Annotated in this window: 23 protein-coding genes; 17 read left to right on the plus strand and 6 right to left on the minus strand. The window is 48.9% G+C overall.

All coding sequences use genetic code 11. The features are described 5' to 3' along the window. Positions 1-64: 64 nt before the first annotated feature. From IBT47_RS12645 to IBT47_RS12710, 14 genes are all read left to right on the plus strand, one after another. Positions 65-1,993 (plus strand): PTS mannitol transporter subunit IICBA, encoded by a 1,929-nt coding sequence (locus tag IBT47_RS12645; RefSeq protein WP_200560682.1) that lies wholly within the window; start codon positions 65-67, stop codon positions 1,991-1,993. Positions 1,994-2,081: 88 nt separating this feature from the next. Then, positions 2,082-3,230 carry a mannitol-1-phosphate 5-dehydrogenase gene (gene mtlD, locus IBT47_RS12650; protein ID WP_200560683.1) on the plus strand — a complete coding sequence of 383 codons (1,149 nt, stop codon included), beginning with the start codon at positions 2,082-2,084 and terminating at the stop codon, positions 3,228-3,230. An 83-nt stretch (positions 3,231-3,313) separates the two neighbouring features. Next, entirely contained in the window at positions 3,314-3,859 is a 546-nt protein-coding gene (gene mtlR / locus IBT47_RS12655; RefSeq protein WP_200545941.1) for a mannitol operon repressor MtlR, read from the plus strand. A gap of 72 nt (positions 3,860-3,931) precedes the next feature. Next, on the plus strand, positions 3,932-4,294 hold the full coding sequence (locus tag IBT47_RS12660) for a YibL family ribosome-associated protein (protein WP_200545905.1): 363 nt from the start codon (positions 3,932-3,934) through the stop codon (positions 4,292-4,294). 540 nt (positions 4,295-4,834) lie between these two features. Beyond that, complete coding sequence (locus IBT47_RS12665; protein ID WP_200545906.1) at positions 4,835-5,371, plus strand: fimbrial protein; 537 nt, start codon at positions 4,835-4,837, stop codon at positions 5,369-5,371. 79 nt (positions 5,372-5,450) lie between these two features. Beyond that, the gene (locus IBT47_RS12670) at positions 5,451-5,981 is read left to right on the plus strand and encodes a fimbrial protein (protein ID WP_200560684.1); all 531 of its coding nucleotides are present in this window, start codon (positions 5,451-5,453) and stop codon (positions 5,979-5,981) included. 117 nt (positions 5,982-6,098) lie between these two features. Next, a complete protein-coding gene (locus IBT47_RS12675; protein WP_200560715.1) occupies positions 6,099-8,624 on the plus strand; it encodes an outer membrane usher protein in 2,526 nt (841 codons plus the stop codon). A gap of 13 nt (positions 8,625-8,637) precedes the next feature. Next, complete coding sequence (locus tag IBT47_RS12680; protein ID WP_200560685.1) at positions 8,638-9,369, plus strand: fimbria/pilus periplasmic chaperone; 732 nt, start codon at positions 8,638-8,640, stop codon at positions 9,367-9,369. A 42-nt stretch (positions 9,370-9,411) separates the two neighbouring features. Then, entirely contained in the window at positions 9,412-10,059 is a 648-nt protein-coding gene (locus IBT47_RS12685; protein ID WP_264546343.1) for a fimbrial protein, read from the plus strand. A 19-nt stretch (positions 10,060-10,078) separates the two neighbouring features. Next, positions 10,079-10,585, plus strand: coding sequence for a fimbrial protein (locus tag IBT47_RS12690; RefSeq protein ID WP_200560686.1), 507 nt, complete (start codon positions 10,079-10,081; stop codon positions 10,583-10,585). Between the two features lie 14 nt (positions 10,586-10,599). Then, positions 10,600-11,166 carry a fimbrial protein gene (locus IBT47_RS12695; RefSeq protein ID WP_200560687.1) on the plus strand — a complete coding sequence of 189 codons (567 nt, stop codon included), beginning with the start codon at positions 10,600-10,602 and terminating at the stop codon, positions 11,164-11,166. Between the two features lie 461 nt (positions 11,167-11,627). Then, positions 11,628-12,257 carry a LuxR C-terminal-related transcriptional regulator gene (locus IBT47_RS12700; protein WP_200560688.1) on the plus strand — a complete coding sequence of 210 codons (630 nt, stop codon included), beginning with the start codon at positions 11,628-11,630 and terminating at the stop codon, positions 12,255-12,257. 11 nt (positions 12,258-12,268) lie between these two features. Further along, on the plus strand, positions 12,269-12,781 hold the full coding sequence (locus IBT47_RS12705; RefSeq protein ID WP_234471869.1) for a hypothetical protein: 513 nt from the start codon (positions 12,269-12,271) through the stop codon (positions 12,779-12,781). Beyond that, positions 12,778-15,498, plus strand: coding sequence for an FKBP-type peptidyl-prolyl cis-trans isomerase N-terminal domain-containing protein (locus IBT47_RS12710; RefSeq protein ID WP_200560689.1), 2,721 nt, complete (start codon positions 12,778-12,780; stop codon positions 15,496-15,498). Before IBT47_RS12705 ends, IBT47_RS12710 begins: the two co-directional genes overlap by 4 nt. 73 nt (positions 15,499-15,571) lie before the next feature. Here IBT47_RS12710 and IBT47_RS12715 read toward each other — a convergent pair whose 3' ends face one another. Next, the gene (locus tag IBT47_RS12715; RefSeq protein WP_200560690.1) at positions 15,572-15,832 is read right to left on the minus strand and encodes a FaeA/PapI family transcriptional regulator; all 261 of its coding nucleotides are present in this window, start codon (positions 15,830-15,832) and stop codon (positions 15,572-15,574) included. Positions 15,833-16,199: 367 nt separating this feature from the next. On the opposite strand from IBT47_RS12715, the gene IBT47_RS12720 reads away from it, so the two are divergent. Beyond that, positions 16,200-17,036, plus strand: a complete 837-nt coding sequence (locus tag IBT47_RS12720) for a winged helix-turn-helix domain-containing protein (protein WP_200560691.1) — start codon at positions 16,200-16,202, stop codon at positions 17,034-17,036. Then, complete coding sequence (locus IBT47_RS12725; protein ID WP_200560692.1) at positions 17,033-17,515, plus strand: hypothetical protein; 483 nt, start codon at positions 17,033-17,035, stop codon at positions 17,513-17,515. The genes IBT47_RS12720 and IBT47_RS12725 overlap by 4 nt, the downstream gene beginning before the upstream one ends. A 65-nt stretch (positions 17,516-17,580) precedes the next feature. Here the strand turns inward: IBT47_RS12725 and IBT47_RS12730 are convergent, their stop codons facing one another. The 4 genes from IBT47_RS12730 to IBT47_RS12745 form a co-directional block, all read right to left on the minus strand. Continuing rightward, positions 17,581-18,582 carry an ABC transporter permease gene (locus IBT47_RS12730; protein ID WP_105593636.1) on the minus strand — a complete coding sequence of 334 codons (1,002 nt, stop codon included), beginning with the start codon at positions 18,580-18,582 and terminating at the stop codon, positions 17,581-17,583. Next, a complete protein-coding gene (locus IBT47_RS12735) occupies positions 18,579-20,084 on the minus strand; it encodes a sugar ABC transporter ATP-binding protein (RefSeq protein WP_200560693.1) in 1,506 nt (501 codons plus the stop codon). Before IBT47_RS12735 ends, IBT47_RS12730 begins: the two co-directional genes overlap by 4 nt. 354 nt (positions 20,085-20,438) lie before the next feature. Then, entirely contained in the window at positions 20,439-21,056 is a 618-nt protein-coding gene (sodA, locus tag IBT47_RS12740; RefSeq protein ID WP_105593634.1) for a superoxide dismutase [Mn], read from the minus strand. A 250-nt stretch (positions 21,057-21,306) separates the two neighbouring features. After that, positions 21,307-22,647 carry an aspartate aminotransferase family protein gene (locus IBT47_RS12745; protein ID WP_200560694.1) on the minus strand — a complete coding sequence of 447 codons (1,341 nt, stop codon included), beginning with the start codon at positions 22,645-22,647 and terminating at the stop codon, positions 21,307-21,309. A 182-nt stretch (positions 22,648-22,829) separates the two neighbouring features. Here IBT47_RS12745 and IBT47_RS12750 point away from each other — a divergent pair, with 182 nt between their 5' ends. After that, complete coding sequence (locus tag IBT47_RS12750; protein ID WP_105593632.1) at positions 22,830-23,606, plus strand: DeoR/GlpR family DNA-binding transcription regulator; 777 nt, start codon at positions 22,830-22,832, stop codon at positions 23,604-23,606. 1 nt (position 23,607) lies between these two features. On the opposite strand, the gene fdhD is transcribed toward IBT47_RS12750, so the two are convergent. Further along, complete coding sequence (gene fdhD, locus IBT47_RS12755) at positions 23,608-24,393, minus strand: formate dehydrogenase accessory sulfurtransferase FdhD (RefSeq protein ID WP_347710572.1); 786 nt, start codon at positions 24,391-24,393, stop codon at positions 23,608-23,610. Between the last annotated feature and the right edge of the window lie 22 nt (positions 24,394-24,415).

Genomic DNA, 24,415 nt, shown 5'->3' on the forward strand with positions numbered 1-24,415 from the left:
TCTTCAAACAACATCAGCGCGCTCTCTTACATGGTCAGCGCGTACCAATAAGAGGTGTGCTTTTATGTCCTCATCAGATATCAAGATCAAGGTTCAGAACTTTGGTCGCTTTCTGAGTAATATGGTAATGCCAAATATCGGGGCATTTATTGCCTGGGGTATTATCACCGCGCTGTTTATTCCAACCGGATGGCTGCCAAACGAAACGCTGGCCAAGCTGGTTGGCCCAATGATTACCTATCTGCTGCCATTGCTGATCGGTTATACCGGTGGACGCCTGGTCGGTGGCGATCGCGGCGGTGTGGTTGGTGCCATTACGACTATGGGCGTGATCGTTGGTGCTGATATGCCAATGTTCCTCGGCTCAATGATTGCCGGCCCGCTGGGCGGCTGGGCAATCAAAACCTTCGACCGTCAGGTTGATGGTAAGATTAAAAGTGGCTTTGAAATGCTGGTTAACAACTTCTCTGCCGGTATTATCGGCATGCTGTTGGCTATCCTGGCATTCCTGGCTATTGGCCCATTGGTTGAAGGCCTGTCGCATATCCTTGCCGCCGGCGTGAATCTGATGGTGCAGAATAACCTGCTGCCGCTGACCTCTATCTTTGTTGAACCGGCAAAAATCCTCTTCCTGAACAATGCGATTAACCACGGTATCTTCTCGCCGCTGGGTATCCAGCAGGCCAGTGAAGCCGGTAAGTCCATCTTCTTCCTGATTGAAGCGAACCCGGGCCCGGGCATGGGCGTGCTGATGGCCTATATGTTCTTCGGCCGGGGCAACGCAAAACAGTCTGCCGGTGGCGCTGCGATTATCCACTTCCTGGGTGGTATTCATGAGATTTACTTCCCTTATGTGCTGATGAATCCGCGCCTGATCCTGGCCGTTATTCTTGGCGGTATGACCGGTGTCTTTACCCTGACCCTGCTGAACGGTGGGCTGGTTTCACCGGCATCTCCGGGTTCAATCCTTGCCGTACTGGCGATGACGCCTAAAGGGGCCTACTTCGCTAATATCGCGGCGATTGTAGCTGCCTTCGCCGTGTCCTTTGTGGTTTCAGCCGTTCTGCTGAAAACCAGCAAGGTTAAAGAAGAAGACGACATCGAAGCGGCAACACGTCGTATGCAGGAAATGAAAGCTGAATCAAAAGGCCAGTCAGCAACTGTCGCCGGTGCCGATGCACTGCACTCTGATTTATCCCACGTGCGCAAAATCATCGTTGCCTGTGATGCGGGTATGGGTTCCAGCGCGATGGGTGCGGGCGTACTGCGTAAGAAAGTGAACGATGCGGGTCTGAGTAATATCTCGGTGACCAATACGGCGATTAACAGTCTGCCGGGTGACGTCGATCTGGTGATTACTCATCGCGATCTGACGGAACGTGCGATGCGCCAGGCGCCTCATGCGCAGCATATTTCCCTGACCAACTTCCTCGACAGCGGCCTGTATAACGATCTGACCGCACGTCTGGTTGAAGCCAACCGCAGCGCTGAACATCGCGAAAAAGTGAGCACCACCCTCAGCGACAGTTTTGATGAAGGCCAGGAGCATCTGTTCCAGCTGACCGCCAGCAACGTGTTTCTCGGCAATCATGCTAGCGACAAAGAGCAGGCCATTCGCTTTGCCGGCGAGCAGCTGGTGAAAGGCGGTTACGTTGAGCCGGAATACGTTGAAGCGATGCTGGAACGTGAAAAACTGACGCCAACCTACCTGGGTGAGTCGATTGCCGTGCCGCACGGTACCATTGCCGCTAAAGACCGCGTGCTGAAAACCGGCGTGGTATTTTGCCAGTATCCGGAAGGCGTACGCTTCGGTGAGGAAGAAGACGACATCGCTCGCCTGGTGATTGGTATTGCTGCCCGTAACAATGAGCATATCCAGGTAATTACCAGCCTGACCAATGCCCTTGACGATGACAGCGTGATTGCCCGACTGGCGACCACGACCAGCGTGCAGGAAGTGTTGGATCTGCTGTCCGGTAAGACCAGCGCCTGATTCAGCGAGTGGTGATGTATTTCCGTAAGGGCCGGGCATGCCCGGCCTTTTTTGGATCGATTCCTGAATAATTTAAGTGGGTAATATCATGAAAGCTTTACATTTTGGCGCGGGTAACATTGGCCGGGGATTTATTGGTAAGCTGCTGGCCGACGCCGGTATTCAGCTGACGTTTGCTGATGTAAACCAGGTTGTACTGGACGCAATTAATGCTCGCCATGAGTACCCGGTTCACGTGGTGGGTGAACAGGCACAGGTTGAGGTAGTAAAAGGTGTGAATGCAGTTAACAGCACCAGCGACGATATTGTCGACCTGGTGGCTGAGGTTGATATCGTTACCACGGCGGTTGGTCCACAGATCCTCGAACGCATTGCCAGCGGCATCGCAAAAGGGTTGGCCAAACGCAGTGATAACGCTAATTCCCGTCCTCTGAATATTATCGCCTGTGAAAACATGGTTCGCGGTACTACACAGTTAAAAGGCCACGTGCTGAAAGCGCTACCCGAGCAGTATCATGCCTGGGTTGAAGCGAACGTGGGCTTTGTGGATTCCGCCGTTGACCGCATCGTTCCGCCTTCTGAAGCGGGCAGCAGCGATCCGCTGGAAGTGACGGTAGAAACCTTCAGCGAATGGATTGTCGATCAAACCCAGTTTAAAGGACCACTGCCTGCTATCCCGGGTATGGAGCTGACTGACAATCTGATGGCATTTGTTGAACGTAAACTGTTCACGCTCAATACGGGGCATGCCATTACCGCCTACCTTGGACAGCTGGCGGGGCATAACACCATTCGTGAAGCGATTCTTGACCCACAGGTGCGTACGGTGGTTAAAGGTGCAATGGAAGAAAGCGGTGCGGTGCTGATCAAGCGTTACGGATTTGAAGCGGATAAGCACGCGGCATATATCCAGAAAATCCTGGGCCGTTTTGAAAACCCCTACCTGAAAGATGACGTTGAGCGGGTGGGGCGCCAGCCGCTGCGTAAACTCAGCGCCGGGGATCGCCTGATTAAGCCAACGCTGGGTACGCTGGAATATCAGCTTCCTCATGAGAACCTGGTAACCGGAATTGCCGCCGCGCTGCGTTATCACAGTGAGCAGGACCCGCAGGCGCAGGAACTGGCAGAGCTCCTTGCGAAGCAGGATGTCGCGACCACGCTGGCGCAGATCTCTGGCCTTGATGCCAATAGTGATGTGGTTAAGGCCGTAGTGAAAGTCTGGAGCGCTATGGCATAATGCCGGTGAACGCGCTCCTCAGGGACGAACAATCAGGGCACAGCTCCACCGCTGTGCCCGCGCTGGCATTACTCCGCCATACGATGAATGATATGCAGGCACTCATGGAACAACCTCAGGCTTTTGAAAACAGAGTGCTGGAGCGCCTTAACGCCGGGCGATCGGTAAGAAGTTTTTTGATCGCTGCCGTCGAATTGCTGGCAGAGGCGATTAATATTCTGGTTATCCAGGTGTTCCGTAAAGATGACTATGCCGTAAAGTACGCGGTAGAGCCGCTGTTACACGGCGATGGCCCGCTCGGTGAGCTGTCTGTTCGTCTTAAGCTGATTTATGGCTTAGGGATGATTAATCGTAGTGAATATGAAGACTGTGAGCTGCTCATGGCGCTGCGTGAGGAGCTGAACTATGATGGCCATGAATACCGTTTCACTGATGATGAAATTCTGGGTCCTTTTGGTGAACTGCACTGCGTAACCCCCCTTCCTCCTCGCCCTGACTTCGCCATCGAAGATGCGGAACTACGCAATATGCAGCAGTTGCGCTACCAGCAGGTGGTGCGCTCAACTATGGTCCTGTCGCTCACCGCGTTGATTTCGTTGATAAGCCAGAAACAGGCCTTCAAAAAATAACCTCTCTTTACCCGCTTTACACCGGTTTGGTGTATCCTTTGCAGCAATGAATCATTGTTACGGTTAATCGTTATGAAAGAACAAGTACAGTCAGAAATTAAAATCCTTAGTGACAAGCTGGATGCTCTTAATCACAAAGAACCTGGCCTGCTGGCATCGGGCGACAGCGAAAAACTGGGTGAACTACTGAATGAGAAAGACAAACTGACCGCTGAGATCGAACGTCTGCGTAATGTGCGGGCAGAGAAGCTGAGTAAAGAAGCTCAGCAGTTGAAAAAACTGCCCTTCAGCCGGGCTATCACCAAGAAAGAGCAGGCTAATATGGGGGCGCTGAAAAAGAGCGTACGTGGCCTGATTGTCGTACATCCCACTACTGCTTTGGGCCGCGAAATGGGCCTTAAAGAGATGACAGGGTTTGCGAAGTCTGAGTTTTAAGAACACTGCCCGGACTTAGCTCCGGGTATCTTAAGTCATCGGTTTTTTCATCTAAAACAATTGGTTGATGAAATCAAACTTCCTTAAATATCCTCATAAACTCTCACCTTTTGCGCTTTTGTATTAAAAAATTTCCTCATTAGCCCATTTTTTCTCAAAAACCAGTTTCATTATCTGTTAACGGTGTTTTCCATAGTGCTAAATTCTGCCAAACGTCATCTGTACGGTTAAAGGACATCGCAAATTAAATGCATAAAAGAGACTAAATCCGAAATTATTATTTCGTTTTTAAAGTTCCAGAGAGATATATCGAATTCTGGTGAATGTATTTTTTCTCTTCAAATGAAGAACTGGATTTGCAATAATTCTTTTCAACGAGCAACCACTGGTGGTTATTTATCCGTGACTATAGATGTCATGTAATATTAGTCATGCATAGGTTCGTTAAATATTTTCTCTGAAAGAATTCAGTGCAAGATGTTTTTTTGCATTCTTGAAAACGGACAAAAGATATCTTCATATCAATAAAGGAATAGTGTAATGGAACTGAAAAAAATCGTACTTGGCGTTGCTTTAGCTATGGGTGCTGCTACTTTTGCTCAGGCTGCTGAAGAGCCAGTAACTCCAACCGACCAGGGTAGCGGTACTGTAACCTTTAAAGGTTCTATTATTGATGCACCTTGTTCTATCGTTGGTAATAAAGATCAGTCTGTTGAAATGGGACAGATCTCTAACTCAGCGCTGGCTAATGGCGGTACTTCAGTCCCTGCGAGCTTCAAAATCGAACTGGCAAACTGTAATCTGGCAGATAAATATAAAACTGTTAGCGTTACCTTTACCGGTGCCGAAGGTAAAATTGAAAACTCTCTGGGTATGAGCAAAGCGACTGGTGCCAGCATCATTATGCAAGATGGCGCGAGTAACAAAATCAAGCTGGGTACCCCTACTGCACTGCAGACTTTGGCAAACGGTTCTAACACCCTGGCCTTCTCCGCTTATGTACAGGGCAACCCGGGTGAAACCGTTCAGCTGGGTCAGTTCGATAGTATCGCTAGCTTCACCCTCGCTTATCAGTAATATTCATTATTGATGAAGAGTACATGTGGGGGATAACTCCACATGTACTGATTTAATCTGCGATTGTTGGATTTCCTCTATGTTCAAGAAAATAAGCATTTTAGTTTTATTGTTGAACATGAGTGCTGTCAGCCAGACTTGGTCCTCTGATATGGGATCTGGGCACGTAAAGATGGCTGGTAGCATCATTGATACGGCCTGTGCAATTGATATTAACAGTATCGATCAGACACTTGATATGGGCGTAGTCCCGATTGGCCGAATTATTCGAGATGGTTATAGCTTAAAAAAAAGTATCACTATAAATCTGGTAAAATGCATTTTAAATAAAAATGATGAAAATTTAAATCAGTGGAAATATTTCACGATAACTTTCGATGGTATGAATGATGAAGGATTATTTAACATCGAGGGCGATGCAAAAGGTATTGCATTAAGAATAATTGACAGTGATGGAAACGTTGCAAAGCCAGGAGCGCCGCTTCCTTCTGGTGAGCTTAAGTCGGGAAAGATGTCACTTAACTATTCTATTCAGCTTGTGAGCAACCATAAAGCACTGCACGCTGGTGAGTACAATTCCATAGTTAAATATAAAATGGACTACTACTAATCCGCGTTATCCTTTCGATAAATTAATCCTTTGCTGAAATGAATATTCGGCATGGCGCAGAACCATTGATGTAGATGACTCTATGGCGCTGAATGGAATAAAAAAGGTCAGGGAATGATGACGCCATATTATTTTAGGTCTTTTTCTACACGCCCGCATATTCTGGGATTAATCATTAGTTGCATCATCAGCGGCGCTGTCTTTCCCGCTAAATCCCAGGACTTCAATTTTAACGTCGATGTACTCGATGTTAACGATCGTAAAAATATCGACCTCAATCAGTTTTCCCGTGCTGGTTTCGTTATGCCGGGTGATTACATCATGTCCGTCAATATTAACAAGCAGCAGCTGAGAGAACAGCCAGTTAGCTTTTATGCTCCGGATAACGATCCTAAAGGCAGTGAAGCATGTATTACACCAGAGCTGGTAGAGCAAATTGGCCTGAAGCCACCAATGAAGAACAAACTGACCTGGTGGCACAATGGACGCTGCCTGGTTGCTGACAGTCTGAAAGGAACGGTGGTTAAAAGCGATCTGTCCGTATCGACGGTTTATCTCAGCATTCCGCAGGCTTACCTGGAATATACCTCTGATGACTGGGACCCGCCCTCGCGCTGGGACAATGGTATTCCAGGGCTGTTGTTCGACTATAACGTCAATGCTCAGGGACAACGCCAAAGTAAGGGCGGAGAAAAGAGTTATGATGTTAGTGGCAATGGTACCGTAGGTGCCAACTTTGACGTATGGCGTTTTCGTGCCGATTGGCAAAGCCGTTACAATCATCAGTCAGGTAATGGAGCATCTAACAAGATGACCTGGGACTGGAGTCGTTATTACGCCTACAGGACCATAGCTCGTCTTGGTGCAAAACTGACGTTGGGTGAGAACTACCTCAACTCTGATATTTTTGACAGCTTCCGTTTTACCGGCGCTTCGCTGGCAACCGATGATGCGATGCTGCCGCCCAATCTACGTGGCTATGCGCCAGAAGTTACCGGCGTAGCGAAAACTAACGCAAAAGTCATTATCACTCAGCAAGGGCGTGTGTTACAGCAAACTCAGGTCGCATCTGGTCCATTCCGTATTCAGGATATTAACGATGCGGTTACCGGTAAATTAGATGTACGCGTTGAAGAGCAGGACGGAAGCGTGCAGGAATTTTCGATCAATACGGCGAACATTCCTTATCTGACTCGTCCAGGAACAATCCGTTACAAAATTGCATCTGGTCGCCCTACAGACTGGCGACATCATGCTAATGGACCGATGTTTGGCTCCGGAGAGTTCTCTTGGGGTATTAATAACGGCTGGTCTTTATATGGCGGTGGTGTATCCGACGGCAGATATAATGCTCTTGCATTAGGTATTGGTCGCGATCTGTTATTCCTTGGCGCTCTTTCATTTGACGCAACGCAATCCAGGGCAAAATTGCCTCATAGTGATGAGCTATACTCGGGCGGTTCATATCGCTTGAGCTATTCGAAGCGCTTTGATGACTATGATAATCAGGTGACCTTTGCGGGATATCGCTTCTCGCAGAAAAACTACATGAGCATGAGTGAATATCTCGATGCCAGAATAACCGGAGTCCGCACGCAAAACAGTAAAGAGATGTATACCATCTCCTTTAACCAGCAGTTCCGTGATACTGGCGTTAGTGCGTACCTTAATTATAACCATCAGACATATTGGGACAGACCAGATAACGATCGCTACGATATGACAGTGTCAAGCTATTTTGACTTAGGTCGCTTAAAAAACTTAAGTCTGTCATTAACTGCTTTCCGAAATAAATATAACGGTCATACTGATGACGGGATGTACTTGTCGCTATCATTACCGATCGGCACCGATGCCAGCCTGAGCTATAACGGCAGTTGGGGGCGTTCTGAAAATACAAATAAAGCGAGCTATTACAGACGGATCGATGAACATAACAACTATCAGGTCAGTAGTGGACTATCACACAGTAAGGCGCTGGCAAGTGGTTATTATACTCATGAAGGTGATATTGCCCAGATTGATGCTAATGCCACTTATCAGGAAGGAGAATACAGCTCGGTGGGATTGAGCGTCCAGGGTGGGGCAACTGCAACACTGAAAGGTGCAGCATTGCACAGAACCAGTATTATTGGGGGAACCCGTATTCTTCTGGATACCGATGGTGTGGCGGATGTTCCAGTTAGTGGTTATGGCGCAACGAGCTCGTCTAACCGCTTCGGAAAAGTTGTAATAGCTGACGTGAGTAATTATTACCGAAACAAACTTAGAATCGATCTCAATAAGTTACCAAAGAATTCTGAAGCTATTCGTTCTGTCACTCAGGCGACCCTGACTGAAGGCGCAATTGGTTATCGTAAATTCGAAGTTATTTCTGGGGAAAAAGCGATGGCGGTACTCCGTCTGGCAGATGGGTCTACACCGCCATTTGGTGCCACCGTCAGAAATAGCAGAAATCAGAGCGTCGGGATTGTTAATGATGGCGGTAGCGTATATCTGTCTGGCATTAAAGCAGGTGAAACCATGAAAGTATTCTGGGATGGCAAAGAAAAATGTGAATTGTCACTGCCTAAGAATCTGTTAATCAGCGAAGAGACAAATTTACTGTTGCCATGCCACATGGTGGCTGGTAATAAAAAATAGATGAGATGAGAAAATGAAACAAAAAATTATTATGGGGCTGGTACTGGCTCCATTGATGATCCAGTCTGCATTTGCGGCTATTGCGTTAGATCGTACCCGCATTGTATTTGACGGTGGCCAAAAATCGGTGAGTCTTAGCGTCAGTAACGAAAATAAACAGCTGCCCTATCTGGCTCAGGCATGGCTTGAAGATGAGAAAGGTAACAAAGTATCTTCGCCATTAACTGTATTACCACCAGTTCAGCGCATTGAGCCTGGTGCTCAAAGCCAGGTTAGGATTCAGTCGGTGGGCGCAGAAAAGAGCCTGCCCCAGGAACGCGAATCGCTGTTCTATTTTAACCTGCGAGAGATTCCACCACGCAGCGATAAGCCAAATACACTGCAAATCGCACTCCAGACACGTGTAAAACTCTTTTACCGTCCTGCTGCGCTGATGATTCAGAGCAACAGCATACCGTGGCAGGAAAAACTCACGCTGACTCGCCAGGGAGATCGTTATGTGGTTAATAATCCGACGCCATACTATGTCACTCTCGTCGATGCCAGTAGTCGCGTGAAGGGACCGTCTGCAAAAGATTTTGAAGCCGTAATGATTGCTCCAAACGGCCAGGCTCCGATTAAATCTGGTGCAGCAGTATTAGGCGATAGTCCGGTATTAACTTATATCAATGACTACGGTGGGCGCCCTCAGCTGAAATTTACCTGTAGTGGCATTACCTGCAAGGCGACGCCGATTAAATCTTAATAACGGATATAAAGAATAAACTGCGGGATAAGGAGATCAGGTGTGCAAAAACAGCAGAGAAAAATAAATTGCAGCCCGTTGGTACAGAATGAAAGGCCCTCTCATTCAATCAGGTGCGCCGTTGCGTCTGCAATTTTTGCTGCATGTACTTTATATCATCCTGCCATTCTGGCCGCGGATAACTGGGAGGTAGACGGTGCACATGGCGAAATACACGTTCATGGTTCGCTAACGGAAAGTGCCTGCCGTTTGGCTACCAGCTCTGCCTGGCAAGATATCTCCATGGGAAATATAGGAACTGCACAGCTACGACATATTGGTGAACGTGGTAAAGCCGTGAGGTTTGAAATAAAGCTGGAGGATTGTGCATCTTCTGCTTCAAGAGTGAGTGATAGCTTCACGGGCAACGTCAACTGGAGCAACAGGCAACCATCCGTTTCCATTAGCTTTAAGGCTCCTTTGGACCCTGATAATCCGGAGTTGATTCAGGTCAACGGAGCCAGCGGATTGGCATTGCGACTTAAGGATATGCTCGGAAGAGATGTCCGTGTTGGTGGCCATGCCACTCCTTTACAACTCACACCGGGGAATAATCAGTTAGTCTATATAATCGCCCCCGAGCGTACGCGTGCAAGCTTAGTTGCCGGTAACTGGTGGTCACTGATTAATGTTGGACTGGATTACCAATAATCAGATAACAAGGAAAGTAATGATGAATTTATTGAAAAATGGCACCGCATTCGCACTGGCTATTTTATTATGTAATCAGGTTAACGCTGCAGATAATTTGAAATTTACCGGAACGTTAGTTATTCCACCACAATGTACTATTGGTGTGGATGAAACCGGATCACAGATCGTTATTGCGTTCCCAGGTCGTATGCCTATTAGTAAAATCGATGGGGTTAATTTTATGCAGCCTGTTCCTTATAAACTAAAATGTGGTGACGGTACTTCAGGTTTGGATCTACAGTTAACGCTGGTTGGGAGCGGTGCCTACGGTGATGGTGTCATTAAAACCAATCTTGGCGATCTTGGAATTCAAATTTACTATGGTAGCGGTGGTTCGAAGACTAAATTTAGCCTGAACAAACCTATTGATATTAATTATAATAGTCAACCGGAAATATGGGCTGTTCCTGTGAATAAATCCGGAGGAACATTAACGGATGGTACTTTTGAAGCAACGGCTACATTAAAGGCTGAATATCACTAACAGGAGCTGGCTGGATGAAAAGATATCTCAGACTTAGCCGATCTTTTTTATATACCAGCCTGCTGATATCGACCTTATCAGCTGGTTCATCTGCATATTCTGTAGAGGATAGTAGTGGTGCAGACAATCTGCGCTTTTCGGGGCAGTTAGTTGCTCAGCCCTGTATCATAGATCAGGGTAATGAGTCGCTTAGTCTTAATTTTGATTCAGTTATTGAAAAGTCACTTTATATTTACGGGCGATCATACTCTCGCCAATTCAGTCTATTACTGTCTGAGTGCGATTTGAGCGTAGGCAAGAATGTAAGAATATCTTTCGATGGACAGAGAAGCATTGCACTGCCTAACCTCCTTGCGATAACGGAAGGGGGGAAAACATCAGGTATTGCGGTTGGGCTTGAAACGGCTGATGGTTCATCTCTTCCGCTCGGTAAAAAGACTTCGGATTACCAGCTGAAAGAGGGAAGCAATGAAATTTACTTTAAAGCATACGTTCAGGCGGAACCGGAAGCCATAACTAAAAAAAACATTGTGTTGGGTCCATTTACCGCTGTTGCAACATTTTATCTCGAATATGAATAATCTAATTATTCAATGATTTTGGTAATGACATGACAGTAGAAATGAAATCCCTTCTGCATTAATTATTCTTTCTAAGTTGTGTGTTGGCTGAGTGTCTTGACATTAATTTTTAAAAACATTAAAAAGATGCTCAGCAACACTTTCCTTTTTAACGGTTGATTTTTCCAGTTAAAACAGTAGGTTTCACTCAGTATCCACAGATGGCTTCTTACTTAAAAATATGTCATTAAGTAAGAAACTAAACATCGCCATTAAAATAAAAAATAACCTCTTGCGACGATCTAAACTATCAATAAAATATGTGCGATATATTATATCGCAGTTTATGTATTAATGACGGCTTGCTTTTTTTATTAAATGCTCTGAGATACAATCCCAACGATTGCCATCAGGAGATAGCGGGGTAGTTGTTGAGATTAAATAACAACTTCTCGGGTTAGGGATAACATCAGGATCTATTTATGAAAAGAAACCATTTAACAGTTGTCATCAATGACCCTAATCGCTTTTTTGCTGAAGGGCTAATGAATTGCATCAGTGATAATTCATCATCAATGGGGCTGAACGTAGAGTTTACCGACTGCGTTTTTAACAGTCGGGCCAAACTAATATTTTTGTCTGCTGACACAGTATCGGTTGCGAATCTTCACTATTTGAATCGTAGATTGGCTTCTCGCGCATTAAGCGTGTTTATCATTCATGATGCTGCATCGAGTAATACAGCAAACACACTGAAAATCAGCAAGTTAAATCAGTATACTTCGTTATACAGAGATCAGGCCGTTGATGATGTTGCTAAAGCTATCCGTAATCACCTTGAGCCACAATCTGATTTGCGCAACATTTTAATACCACCGTGTTCAGTACGATCTAAAAACAATCTTACCAGGCGTGAAACGGAGATACTTCGTTATCTCGCTCGGGGTATTAGTAATGGTGCGGTGGCCCGTTTTCTTCACATCAGTGAAAAAACAGTAAGTGCCCATAAACGAAATATTATGTCTAAGCTGAACATGATTCGTCCTGCCGAGCTGAACTATTGGCTTCTTCAGGAAGGGTGGTGTGAATCATGGCGTGCCCGTGAAAAATAACTGAGATATTCATGATTAAAACATCTTCCAATTTATTTTTGTATGCAAGAAATAATGCAATATTATTTTTTGCATTTTTTTTATTGGGTTGTCAGACCACATCAAATACAGGTAAATCGATGGTCCGTTCATCATCCAATACTGCACAAGTGCAATCTGCCACTGCGGGTGCTGTATCTGCTTCCGCTGCTATTGACAGCGGAAAGCCGGTGCTTGCCCGGCAGAATAGCAATGCGGAGACGCACAGCGAAAAATATCAGACGGAAAGTGAAAAGCTACAGCAGTGCCAGTCTCAGTTGGAGGCACTGAAAGTGATGAGCCCGGCGCAGTACACGCGTATGCGTAATTCTTTCGACTACCTGATGAATGGCGCTGCTCAATACGCTAACCTCCGCCAAAAGATTAATGCCGATACGCAGGACACAGTAGATGCCCTGTATCGTTATCGAGCTAATCTGCTTTGTGCTCAGATCGCTCAAACATTATTGGATGGACTGACGCGCCGAGGTGAGGCTCGTCCATGAACCGTAAGCCAGGCGCATTCCCTTTCGTTCATTCCCAGATTGCGTTGCTCATATTTAGCCTGACGGTTGTTGGCAGGCCAGCCTATGCCGAGCCAAATGAAGCACCTGCGGTTCTTCAGTTTGCGCGTAAGTATCAGCAAGAACAGATCGACACTCCGCGGTACAAACCCGCCAAAAAAGCGCCTAAACCGAAGCGTAATGTGTCGTCTGTACCTAAAAAACCTGTGCCTGCACCCGTAGTCAATCAGGCTCTGATGACTGAGTCTGAACGGCGTCAGCTATTCCAGTTAAAGGGGCATGTTGTCCAAAAAGAGCGTGAGATTGCGGCGCAAAGTCAGACCATTCAAAAACTCGAAAAGCAACTTACTACACTCAAGCAGGCAGCTGAGAAAGCGTCTGCGGCAGTAGCTGCTGTTCCAGCGGCTTCACCGCAAGATGTGAAGATGGTTCAAAATATGATTGAGAGCCTCTACAGGACTTTCACTTTACGCCCTGCACCTGACGCTCTTGCTGAAAATCTGAAGCAGGCTAATCAGCGGGCGGCAGATGCCCGGCTGGCAGAAGCTGCGATGCAAGAAAAGCAAAAAGAGCTGAAATTACAGCTTGATGATTTACAAAACAAAACCGTGGTTCTCAAGAAGAACAATGCTGAGTTGCACGGCGTACGTGAAACATCGCTGAGTGCCAGGCTTGAAAAGCTGAACAAGGAAAAAGACCGGCTGGAATCGGACCTTGCTGCAAGCCGCCAGAAATCATCACAGGCGTCGGCACAGGTTCAACAACTTGAAGCTTCCATGCGCAAGTTAGAGAACGAAAACAAGCAGTATGCTGACGATAATAAACAGCTTATGTTGCAGATCTCCGGGCATGGCAGCGTAAGTGAAACGCTTGAAAGAGTCAAAAAACAGCAGAATAAACTTGAGGAAGAGCTGGCTTCCCGGCAGCAGCAACTCACTGATTTAGAAAACGAAAAGCAGCAGCTGCAGCAACAGCTGGCGGCGGCTCCTACGCCTGCCCAACTTTCCGATAGTCAGCAGCAGGTTATTAAGCTGAAAAATCAGCTGGATGCCCATGCCCAGCTGCTACAGAAACAAGAACGCAGCGCCGCTGAGCAGGCTAAATCGAGCAGCGAAATGCTAATCGCTGAGAAAAAATCAGCGGAAGATAAGATTAAAGCGCTACAGGAGAAGCTGGCCGCATCCCAAATTCAGCAAGCGGCTCTGGAGTCAGAACAGAAACAACTTCAGCAAAAGCTGCAAAACAATCTGCTTAGTAAAGAAGCAAATAGCGCAGCGATAGCCGTGCAGCTTAAAGAGCTGCAGGATAAATTGACCACCGCCCAGCAGCAGCAAACGGTTTTGTTGGCAGATAAAGAAAAACTTCAGCGTCAGATTGAACATGCCCCCACCCCTGCGCAGTTGGCCGACAGCCAGCAGAAGGTGAAGGCCCTGCAAAGTGAGCTGGATGCCAGCGCTATACAGCTGCAGAAAAAGGAAATCAGCACCAGCCAACAGGTGAAAGCTAGCAATGTCATTCTGCTGGCAGAGAAGCAATTGGCTGATAATACAATTAAGGCGCTTCAGGAAAAACTGGATGCATTACAGGTTCAGCAGACGGCTCTGCTTGCTGAAAAACAGGAATTCCAGCAGAAGCTACAAAGCGATCTTAAGGGTAATGAGGCAAGTCATGCCGCTCTTGTTATGCAGTTAAAAGAGCTGCAGGGCAAACTGGTTTCAGCCCAGGAACAGCAAAGCGCTATTCAGTCAGAGAAAGATAAATTACAGCACCAGTTAGATAACGCACCTGGTGCGGCTCAACTGGCTGATAGTCAGCTTAAAATAAAAGCCCTTCAGGGGCAGTTAGATACTGCGTTGATGCTGCAGAAAAAAGCTGTTACTACCGGCGGAGAGGCGGTCAAAACTGATGATTCAAAACTCACCGCAGAGAACAAGGCGGCAGAGAATAAGATTAAGGAGCTGCAGCTAAAACTGGATGCAACTCAGGCCGAGCTTACCGAAGCGACAAAACAGAATGTTTCATCCAAAGCTAAAGGCTTGCTGGAGATTAACTCTGAAACGCTGAAGAAGAAATCAACCCGTGAGGCATATGCAATAGGTGTTTCTCTTGGAACAGAGATTCTCCAGCTCCAGGCCGAAAACCGTAACTGGGCATCAACGGATAGTGATAAACCGAGCGTTCTTGCTGGGATCATCGATTCCTTCCAGGGGAAGGAAAAGCTTCCTCCAGCTGAGTTGCATAAGGCATTAATGAACATCAGCGAACGGGTAAAATCGGGTCGTGAGAAGTACATGGGCGATTTAGACAAGTCGACTAAAAACTTCATGGCTAATTTTACCAAACAGAAGAATGTCAAAAAAAGTGAATCTGGTTTTTGGTATCGTCTCGGGTATACGGGAGATACGCCTATTCCTTCGGGCGCAACAATTGATGTCGTTGTAAAAGAGAGTCTGGCCAATGGCATGGTTATTGAGGATATGGATGCTAAAGGTATTGTGCTGACTCAGCCGATATCAGCATTCCCGCCGGTATTCCGCGAAGCGTTGTCAAAGCTTAAAAACCATGGGTCTATTACCATTGTTGTTCCGCCTGCGCTGGCGTATGGTGATAAAGGATATCCGCCTAAAGTACCGCCTAATGCAACTATGGTTTATGATCTGCGCGTTTCAGATGTTTATCCAGAAAATGCGAAAAAGTAATGTTGGTGCAGATTTTTTAATTGGGTATATAAAAACGCATTCAGTAGAACTGAATGCGTCATTTTGTTTTGAGTTAACCCGTGAATGAGTCGGTTTTATTCCAGTAAAGACTCTTCCGCAGTTTAACGGAAGTAATAACGCCTTCTTTTTCCAGCTTGATTAAAATATGCCGTGCATTATAGATGCTGAGTTCAGATCTGTCGGCGATATCTCTGGTACTGGCATATGCCGTGGCATCATCATTTGAATCACTTTCTTTAAAAAAATCATGAAGTGCATTGATAACACGTTCTACGGATGTTGCTCTTTGAAAACCCCTGGTGGATTCAATCATTTTATAACTCCTTCTTAGTAAACCCGGCTCCTGCCGATTAATAAAAAACAAACCCCCTGATAATCAAGTGGTTCAATGATAACTTTTGTTTTCATAAATCAAAACTTAATATCAATTAGTTAAAAATTACATAACAATAATCCAATTTTTTAATTTATTTCAGCATTATATTCTGTCTTTTGGTTAAAAATGTAATTTATTAAGAACATTAGCTCGCAAAATTAAGATGTGGCATTACTTAAAAACCTAATGATTAAATGAATGATCCTTATAAGTAAGGCGTTAAGAATGTCAGATGAGATTGTTTTGGTCCTGAAAGAAATGATACTCATGAATATATCAATGAACCCTCACATACAGATACCTAATGAAATACTCAATAAATAATTTGGTGGAGTTTGATGCTTGCACTGGAATGCTGATTCTGTTAGGGGAAGAAAATATCCCAGTACAGCTTTCAAAACCGGGCTGCAGGCTTTTGAATGAACTGGTTACTCATTCGGGTATTACGTTAACACGTGATGAGTTACTACAAAATGTTTGGGGAAATCACGGATTGAGCCCCTCCAGTAACAATCTTAGTAATCATATCAGCTTTCTGAGAAAGATTTTTTCACAGCTGGGGATGGAGGATATCATCATTACCTCCCCAAGAGAGGGGTTCAGGCTTGAAGCTGAGGTTCTGATAGTCATCGACAGTCAGTGTAGGCAAGAAGAAAGAATTGAGGAGGAGGAGGAGGAAGATAGTTTTACGGAATTAAAGCCTGATACCAGAGAAGGTAAAATAAAAAGATTTCAACGCTTCATAAATATTTTCATTAGACGAGAAATTTTTAATATCAATTTCATTATTCTGGCAGTCATTTTATTCTCGTTGGTTATTATCACGTCCCGTTTCCCGAATGGTTTTTTCTCCAGAGATAAAAGCGCATTTTCTTCAGTTGGGCTGTGCCATGTTTTTGATTTAGAATCAGGTAGGGAAATTGTCGATAAGAATAAAATGGATATCGTTAAGAAAATCATCAATCAAAAAAACATTAACTGCGTTAATAAAAAAAGTCACATTTATCTCAAGACGACTCAATTTACAAATGATGCAGAGCATAATCAGCAGGCGGCTTTTCTTGTGCAATGCTTCTCTGACCAGAGAGAAAATAAATCGAAGTGTGAGAACTATCTTTCACTAACCATACATAAACCATGAAGAAAATACTTTTTTTCTGCTTCGCTGCTCTATGTTTAATTGCGGGAGGCATTATCATCCCGGGCAAAAAAAATACCTATTTTGCTAATAATAAGCTGGTGCTTTCCTGTAGCGCGAAGGTGGATATTGAGATAAGACAGCCTGATGCATTGGCACATATGGAGGGGCGTCTGAGCCTGACCACGTTGGGCAGCAAAAGGCTGGCATTACTGTATACCGGTCGTCTGGTTGCACCTGAGGGGCGCTTCATATTGAGCAGAACACTGCTAATGGATTACCGTTATCATCCTGAAAACCACGCACTGGAACTGTCCTGGGGCCAGAGTATTGTCAGTGAGACAGATACGGTTCCGGATGAGGTTTTTTATCGTAACCTGATGAAGAGCCGATCTTTTATCCTGTATCTGACGCGATTTAATCAACATGCATGGCTGGTTTCGGGGCTGACTACCCCACTGTATGTTTGTAATGATGAATGAAAAAACGGTTTACTGCGCAAGGCATATAAACCGTTTTATTCGGGCCAGGGTGGGTCCGGCAGTCGTTACTGCCGACGCTGAACGTAGGTTATCGCCAGCGCAACCGCCAGCACCAGGCCTTTAATAATATCCATGGCATAGTAGGGAACGGATAGCATCACCAGGCCGTTTTGCAGCACGCCGAGGATTACCGCTCCAAGCAGGGTTCCCAGCGCGTTTGGCTTCCCGGCCCCGGCCAGAGAAAGCCCAATCCACGCTGCGGCAACGGCATCCATTAAGTATCCACCGCCGGCGTTAACCTGCGAAGAACCGATACGGGATGCCAGCAGAATACCGCCCAGCCCGGCCAGCAGCGAGGCGATAACGTACGCCACCACGCGATAACGGTTGGTACGAATACCGGACAGGCGTGCAGCCTCCGGATTACCACCGATGGCGTACATACGGCGTCCGTGCTTGGTAAGGGAGAGCAGCAGCTGCGCCAGCACCGTCACCACCAACATTACGATAACGATAATTGGTACCTGGCCCAGCAGCGAGAACACCGCCGGAATGGTGCCTTCGGCCATATCACCGCTTGGTAACACCATGTTTTCGGTAATGGAGCCGCCAAAGCTATAGGTCATCGCCACACCCTGCACCACAAACAGACTGGCGAGCGTGGCCAGCATGTCAGGGATCTTTAGCACGACGATCATAAAGGCGTTAAACAGGCCAACCAGCGTACAAAGCAGCAGCGTCAGTGCAATCGCCGCCGTGGGGCCGAATCCGTACCAGACGAAAAAGGAGATCACCAGCGAGTTGGCCAGCGATGCGGTTGAGCCGACGGAGAGGTCAAAACCGCCGATAGTCAGCGATATCGATACGCCAATTGCAATCACCGTCACGATAGCGATAGATCGCAGAATATTGATGATGTTACTCGGTTCCAGGAAACTGTCTGACGCCAGGCCAAAACCGATAATCAGCGCCGCTACCGTCAGCAACATTCCCCACTTATAGAGAAAATCAAACAGCTGGTGCCGGACAGATGCTGTCGGCTTGAGGGAAATTTCTTTGCTGCTCACGCAGGTGTTCCTCCGGTGGAATAAAGTAAAAGTGTTTCTTCGTCGGTTTCACTGGCGGCCATTTCGGCCACAATGCGCCCGTCCCACAGTACGCAGATGCGGTCGCACAGTCCGACCAGTTCGGCAAATTCGCCGGAGGCATAAATCACCCCTCTACCCTGGCGAGCCAGTCCGTCGATCAGTTCAAACAGGTCTGTTTTTGCTTTGATATCAACGCCCTTTGTCGGCTCGTCGAAAATCAGCACGTCGGCATCGTTTCGCAGCCATTTACCAATCGCCACTTTCTGCTGGTTACCGCCGGACAGGCGGCGCAGCGTTTGTCGCGGGCCGGTGGTGCGAATACCCAGCCTGTTGATGACCTCTTCCGCCCAGCGCCATGCCTGGCGATGGCCGAACAGGCTCCAGCGGGAAAAGCTGTTGTCGGCGCTGACGCTAAGATTCATCACCACCGATTCATCAACAAAGATGCCCTCTTTGCGCCGCTCCTCGGGGATCAGCGCCATGCCCTTTTCAACGGCGGCATGGGGCGTTGAAGGCTTCCATGGCCTGCCGCGCAGCTCGCCGCGCGTAACCCGGCTGGCGCTGGCACCGAACAGTGCCTTGCACAGCTCGGTTTTCCCTGCGCCCGCCAGTCCGGCAATGCCCAGGATCTCGCCCTTACGCAGCGTCAGCGTAATATCCTTCAGCAGCTGTTCATCGTGCAGACCGTCAATATGCAGCAGGATCTCCTCGCTGAACGGTGGGCGGCGCGGTGGATAGATGTCGTCCAACTGGTGGCCCAGCATTTTTTCCACAATCTGTTCGCCGCTCAGATCCTGCATGGGTCCGCTTTCAATCTGCTCGCCATCGCGCAGCACCGTCAGGCGATCGCAGATCGCCTTCAGTTCGTGGATGCGGTGCGAGATAAACACCACGCCAATCCCGCTGTCCTGTAGCCGACGAACCACTGCAAACAGGCGCTCGCTTTCATGCTGATCCAGCGGTGCCGTTGGTTCATCCAGAATCAGGAAGCGGCAGTGATGCGATAGCGCGCGGGCCAGTAAAATCTGCTGTTTTTCCGCCAGCGTGCAGTGCTCAACCTTACGGCGGACATCTATCTGCACATCCAGCTGTTCCAGCAGCGAACGGGCCTGGCGGCGCATGGCTCCCCAGCGATACAGCTGGCCGCCTTCGGCCAGCCGGTCCAGCATGATATTTTCCGCCACGCTCAGGCCGGGAACCAGCGCCACATCCACTTCCTGCTGAACCAGGTGAATGCCCAGCTGTTTGGCATCACGCGGGGAGCGAATGCTCACCGGCTGACCGTCGAGCAGAATTTCACCGGTAAAGTGATCGTAGGCGCCTGACAAGACGGCCATCAGCGTTGATTTACCGGCCCCGTTGGCACCGGTCAGTGCATGAACAGAGTGTCCCTCGAGGGTCAGGTCGACGGATTTGAGTGCCATAAAGCCGCCAAAAGCGATGGAGATATGGCGCATTTCAAGGCGATTTTGCGCGGTCACAGGCGTGTATTCTCTGGCTAATCAATGAGGGTGCGCTGCATTTTTTAATGAATTATCACGGCAGGCAACAAACGAAAGAGCATAAGCTAACACAAAATCTTATTAGCCATCCAGATGTCCATATATAACAGAATTAAGCGCTGATCGATGGGTGATTATCAGTATGTAAAATCAGATAAATGCAATTAGCCAGCATTTTTATATGTTTGCGTGCGGAGGGATGAAAGGATACGTGTGGGAAGCAGGAAGCAGGAAGCAGGAAGCAGGAAGCAGGAAGCAGGAAGCAGGTTAAGCATCGGTATAAAAAAACCGGCAACGCATCGCGTCACCGGCTTTTATCACGCCTGCAGCAAATTACTTCGCAGCAGCGAACAGGGCAGCAGCCTGATCCCAGTTAACCACATCCCAGAATGCTTTGATGTAGTCAGGGCGTTTGTTCTGATATTTCAGGTAGTAAGCGTGTTCCCACACGTCCAGACCGATGATTGGCGTACCGGATGCACCGGAGATCGCTTCACCCATCAGCGGGCTGTCCTGGTTAGCAGTAGAAACGACCGCCAGCTTGTCACCTTTCTTAACCAGCCACGCCCAGCCTGAACCGAAACGGGTGGTTGCTGCTTTTTCGAATTCTGCTTTGAACGCGTCAACGCTGCCGAAATCTTTTTCAATAGCCGCTTTCAGATCGCCGCCCAGCGTGGTGCCGGTTTTCAGACCTTTCCAGAAGAAGCTGTGGTTAGAGTGGCCACCGGCGTTGTTACGCAGTGGGCCTTTCTTATCCGCTGGCAGCTGGTCCAGTTTAGCGATCAGTTCATCAACAGGCAGGTTAGCGAATTCAGTGCCTTCCAGCGCTGCATTAGCGTTGTTAACGTAAGCCTGGTGGTGTTTGGTGTGATGGATTTCCATCGTCTGCTTGTCGAAATGGGGTTCCAGCGCATCGTATGCGTAAGGCAGGGATGGTAGTGAATAACTCATGTTCATCATCTCCATTAATATCAGGGGGGCACCAGTACGGCACCGGGTAAGCAGTCGGATCATTATAGTTAAATAAATGATCGGGAAAAGGGTTATCAATGCCCCGAACAAAGTAAGGGTATCGTTCGCAGCTGCTGAGATGCACGGGTTATAGCATTTCGCCGCAGGGTTACAATGAAATGATCTAAGGAAAATTTAACCCGGCAGTCGGGGGATCTGGCCGGTTTGACCCGGCCAGCAGAGCGGCAAACTAGCGGGTGAGCGCCGCCAGCGACTTGTCCAGCGCACCGACCAGCCAGTCGATGTCGCTTTCCTGGAATGCCAACGGTGGGCGCAGCTTCAGCACATTGCCGTAAGGCCCGGCTACTGAAGTCAGAACATGGTTGTCGCGCAACATCTCGGTAACGTCCAGCGCCAGCGGCTTGTTCGGGGTTTTGCTGGCTTTATCCGTCACCAGTTCAAAACCGATAAACAGCCCGGCACCGCGCACGTCGCCCACGCACTCGTACTTATCTTTCAGCGTTAACAGTTCCGCCAACAGTTTCGCTCCCACCACGCGGCTGTGTTCCTGTAGCTTTTCTTCTTCAATCACCTTCAGCACCGCCTGTGCTGCGGCCATCGCCACCGGGTTGCCGCCAAAGGTATTGAAGTAAGGGATATCGTCACTGAACGCGGCCAGCACGTCACTTTTGGCCAGCAGGCCGGAAACCGGTATCCCGTTGCCCATCGGTTTACCGGTGGTGATCACATCCGGCACGACGTCGTGGCGGGCGAAGCCCCAGAAGGTATCACCGGTACGAGCGAAGCCCGGCTGGACCTCATCGGCAATAAAGATACCGCCGTTCTTATGTACCACGTCAACGGCCTGCTTCAGGAAGCCTCTTGGCCCCGGCAGCACGCCGTCGGAGGAGAAGATGGAATCGGCAAGGAAACCGGCGAACTTGATGCCGTGCGCGGCCATATCGTCGATCTGCTTCTGAATTTCAGCGGCGAACCAGGCACCGAGATCGGGGCTATTAACGCGATAATGATCCGGCGGCGGCACCAGACGGGTGGTTGCTGCGAGCGGCTGCCCACTACCCAGCGCCGGAGAAGCGCCGGAAGTCAGATCGCTGGTACCGTGATAGGCTTCCTGACTGACGATAATGCCCGTACCGCCGCTGTATGAACGCGCAATACGGATTGCCAGATCGTTGGCCTCCGAACCGGTACACATATACATGGCGCGATCGACAGCGGCCGGTGCGGTGGCGAGCAGCTGTTCGGAGTAATCAAGGATCGATTCGTGCAGATAACGGGTGTGGGTATTCAGCTGCTGCATCTGCTGATATACCGCATCAATCACCGCCGGGTGGCAGTGGCCAATACTGGCAACGTTATTGTAAACGTCGAGATATTTGTTTCCCGCCGCATCCCACAGATACTGTCCCTTACCTTTCACCAGATGCACCGGCTTGCGGTAGAACAGGCGGTAGGATTCGCCCAGCACTTTGCTGCGCTTATCGGTCAGTTTACGCACGTCGGCATCCAGCCCGTCAGCGTGCTCGGCTCGAAAACTGTTGGTATCCATGATGGTTGAACGTGTAGCCATTGATTGCTCCCGTTACAAAAATGAGGTTTGCCCGGCGGCAGGCATTCAGTGATGTCTGGGGATTATCATGGCAACTTTTTCGACAAATGCAACAAAATACACAAATGCAATAAAATACACATGCAGAGTACCGCATTGTCAGTTAGGCTATGACGGTGAGTTATCGTCAGGAAATCAGAATTATGCTGCAGGAAACACGCTTACACCGCATCCGCGCGCTGCTCAGTACGCTGAATCAGGTGAGTACCGAGCGAATCATTAAAGAGCTGGGTATCTCCCGGGAAACTGCCCGTCGTGACATTATCGAGCTGGAAGCGCAGGGCATGGCGCGCCGGGTACACGGCGGCCTGGTCGCCCTGGACGCCGCACCGGAACCGCCGCTGACCGTGCGCAGTGCCTCCATGGCAAAAGAAAAGCGGGCGATTGCCCGAGCGGCAGTGCAGCTTTTACAGCCCGGGCAGACCCTGTTTATTGATGCGGGCAGCACCACCACCATGCTGGCCGAAGAACTGCGTTCGATGTCCGGCCTGACGATTATCACCAACAGCCTGAATGCCGCGCTAAAACTTAGTGCAGCGGAAGAACACGAGACGCTGAACAACGAGGTGATCCTGCTGGGCGGCAGCATGCGGGCGGGGGCGCAGGAAACGCGCGGTGAGCTGACGGTCAGTGAAATTTATCGTTATCGTGCCGACCTGGCGCTGCTGTCGCCGGTGGGCGTGGACGCCAGGCAGGGGGCCAGCAGCTTCCATCCGCATGAGGCGGCTATCGCCAGAGCGATGACCGAACAGGCTGGCGGCCTGATCCTGCTGGCCGACCACACGAAAATCGGCATCAGCAGCCGCATAAACTACGCCAGCGTCCAGCAGATCGGTACGCTAATCAGCGATCAGGGTGCCGCCGCACTGCCTGCACTGGCGGCCTTACAGCAGAAACTTCCGCAGGTTCTGCTGGTTTAACTCAGCCGCCGATCAGCCGCTGCGGGTGGGTATACACCATCGCGCGGCCGGGCTTGCTGAAGCCGACCAGCGTCAGATTGCTGCGCTGAGCCACTTCAACCGCCAGTCGAGTCGCGGCGGAGACGGCAAACAGGATCTCCACGCCGCACATCGCGGCCTTCTGCACCATCTCATAGCTGGCGCGGCTGGACACCAGCACTGCGCCCACACCCCAGTCGGCCCGGCTGCGCAGGCCAAGCAGTTTATCCAGCGCCACGTGGCGGCCAACATCTTCACAACCGGCGGTTAAATTACCGTCAGGCCGTATCCAGGCGGCGGCATGGGTGCAGCCGGTCAGCTGGCCCACCGGCTGGAAGTTACCCAACTGACGCAGGGCCGTATCAAGATGGTCGAGGTTAAAGGTCTGGCTGAACGGCAGAGCGTCGATGGGTTTGCCGATCTCTTCCAGCTGCTCCACGCCGCAGACACCGCATCCGGTACGCCCGGCCATCGCCCGGCGGCGCTCTTTCAGCCCCATAAACCGGCGGCTGGACAGCTCAACGTGCACTTCAATCCCTTCGCAGGCGGGATGAATATCGATGCCATAAATCTCCGTCGGGCTGCTGATAATCCCTTCTGATAACGAGAAACCTATGGCGAATGCTTCCAGATCTTTCGGCGTGGCCATCATCACGACGTGGGAGATGCCGTTATACACCAGCGCCACCGGAACCTCTTCCGCCAGCCAGTCCGAACGGGAGTGTTGCAGGTTGTCTCGCGGCCACACCTCAGCTAAACCGGCCCCGATAACCTCTGCCGATTTTTTGTCG

The organism is Erwinia sp. S43, from assembly GCF_016624745.1.
Classification (GTDB): Bacteria; Pseudomonadota; Gammaproteobacteria; order Enterobacterales; family Enterobacteriaceae; genus Erwinia; species Erwinia coffeiphila.

What these genes read in the sequence shown, in the direction of transcription:
- IBT47_RS12645 (WP_200560682.1), top strand. Translation starts at nt 65, where the DNA reads ATGTCCTCATCAGATATCAAGATCAAGGTTCAGAACTTTGGTCGCTTT.
- mtlD (WP_200560683.1), top strand. Translation starts at nt 2,082, where the DNA reads ATGAAAGCTTTACATTTTGGCGCGGGTAACATTGGCCGGGGATTTATT.
- mtlR (WP_200545941.1), top strand. Translation starts at nt 3,314, where the DNA reads ATGAATGATATGCAGGCACTCATGGAACAACCTCAGGCTTTTGAAAAC.
- IBT47_RS12660 (WP_200545905.1), top strand. Translation starts at nt 3,932, where the DNA reads ATGAAAGAACAAGTACAGTCAGAAATTAAAATCCTTAGTGACAAGCTG.
- IBT47_RS12665 (WP_200545906.1), top strand. Translation starts at nt 4,835, where the DNA reads ATGGAACTGAAAAAAATCGTACTTGGCGTTGCTTTAGCTATGGGTGCT.
- IBT47_RS12670 (WP_200560684.1), top strand. Translation starts at nt 5,451, where the DNA reads ATGTTCAAGAAAATAAGCATTTTAGTTTTATTGTTGAACATGAGTGCT.
- IBT47_RS12675 (WP_200560715.1), top strand. Translation starts at nt 6,099, where the DNA reads ATGACGCCATATTATTTTAGGTCTTTTTCTACACGCCCGCATATTCTG.
- IBT47_RS12680 (WP_200560685.1), top strand. Translation starts at nt 8,638, where the DNA reads ATGAAACAAAAAATTATTATGGGGCTGGTACTGGCTCCATTGATGATC.
- IBT47_RS12690 (WP_200560686.1), top strand. Translation starts at nt 10,079, where the DNA reads ATGATGAATTTATTGAAAAATGGCACCGCATTCGCACTGGCTATTTTA.
- IBT47_RS12695 (WP_200560687.1), top strand. Translation starts at nt 10,600, where the DNA reads ATGAAAAGATATCTCAGACTTAGCCGATCTTTTTTATATACCAGCCTG.
- IBT47_RS12700 (WP_200560688.1), top strand. Translation starts at nt 11,628, where the DNA reads ATGAAAAGAAACCATTTAACAGTTGTCATCAATGACCCTAATCGCTTT.
- IBT47_RS12705 (WP_234471869.1), top strand. Translation starts at nt 12,269, where the DNA reads ATGATTAAAACATCTTCCAATTTATTTTTGTATGCAAGAAATAATGCA.
- IBT47_RS12710 (WP_200560689.1), top strand. Translation starts at nt 12,778, where the DNA reads ATGAACCGTAAGCCAGGCGCATTCCCTTTCGTTCATTCCCAGATTGCG.
- IBT47_RS12715 (WP_200560690.1), bottom strand. Translation starts at nt 15,832, where the DNA reads ATGATTGAATCCACCAGGGGTTTTCAAAGAGCAACATCCGTAGAACGT.
- IBT47_RS12720 (WP_200560691.1), top strand. Translation starts at nt 16,200, where the DNA reads ATGAAATACTCAATAAATAATTTGGTGGAGTTTGATGCTTGCACTGGA.
- IBT47_RS12725 (WP_200560692.1), top strand. Translation starts at nt 17,033, where the DNA reads ATGAAGAAAATACTTTTTTTCTGCTTCGCTGCTCTATGTTTAATTGCG.
- sodA (WP_105593634.1), bottom strand. Translation starts at nt 21,056, where the DNA reads ATGAGTTATTCACTACCATCCCTGCCTTACGCATACGATGCGCTGGAA.
- IBT47_RS12745 (WP_200560694.1), bottom strand. Translation starts at nt 22,647, where the DNA reads ATGGCTACACGTTCAACCATCATGGATACCAACAGTTTTCGAGCCGAG.
- IBT47_RS12750 (WP_105593632.1), top strand. Translation starts at nt 22,830, where the DNA reads ATGCTGCAGGAAACACGCTTACACCGCATCCGCGCGCTGCTCAGTACG.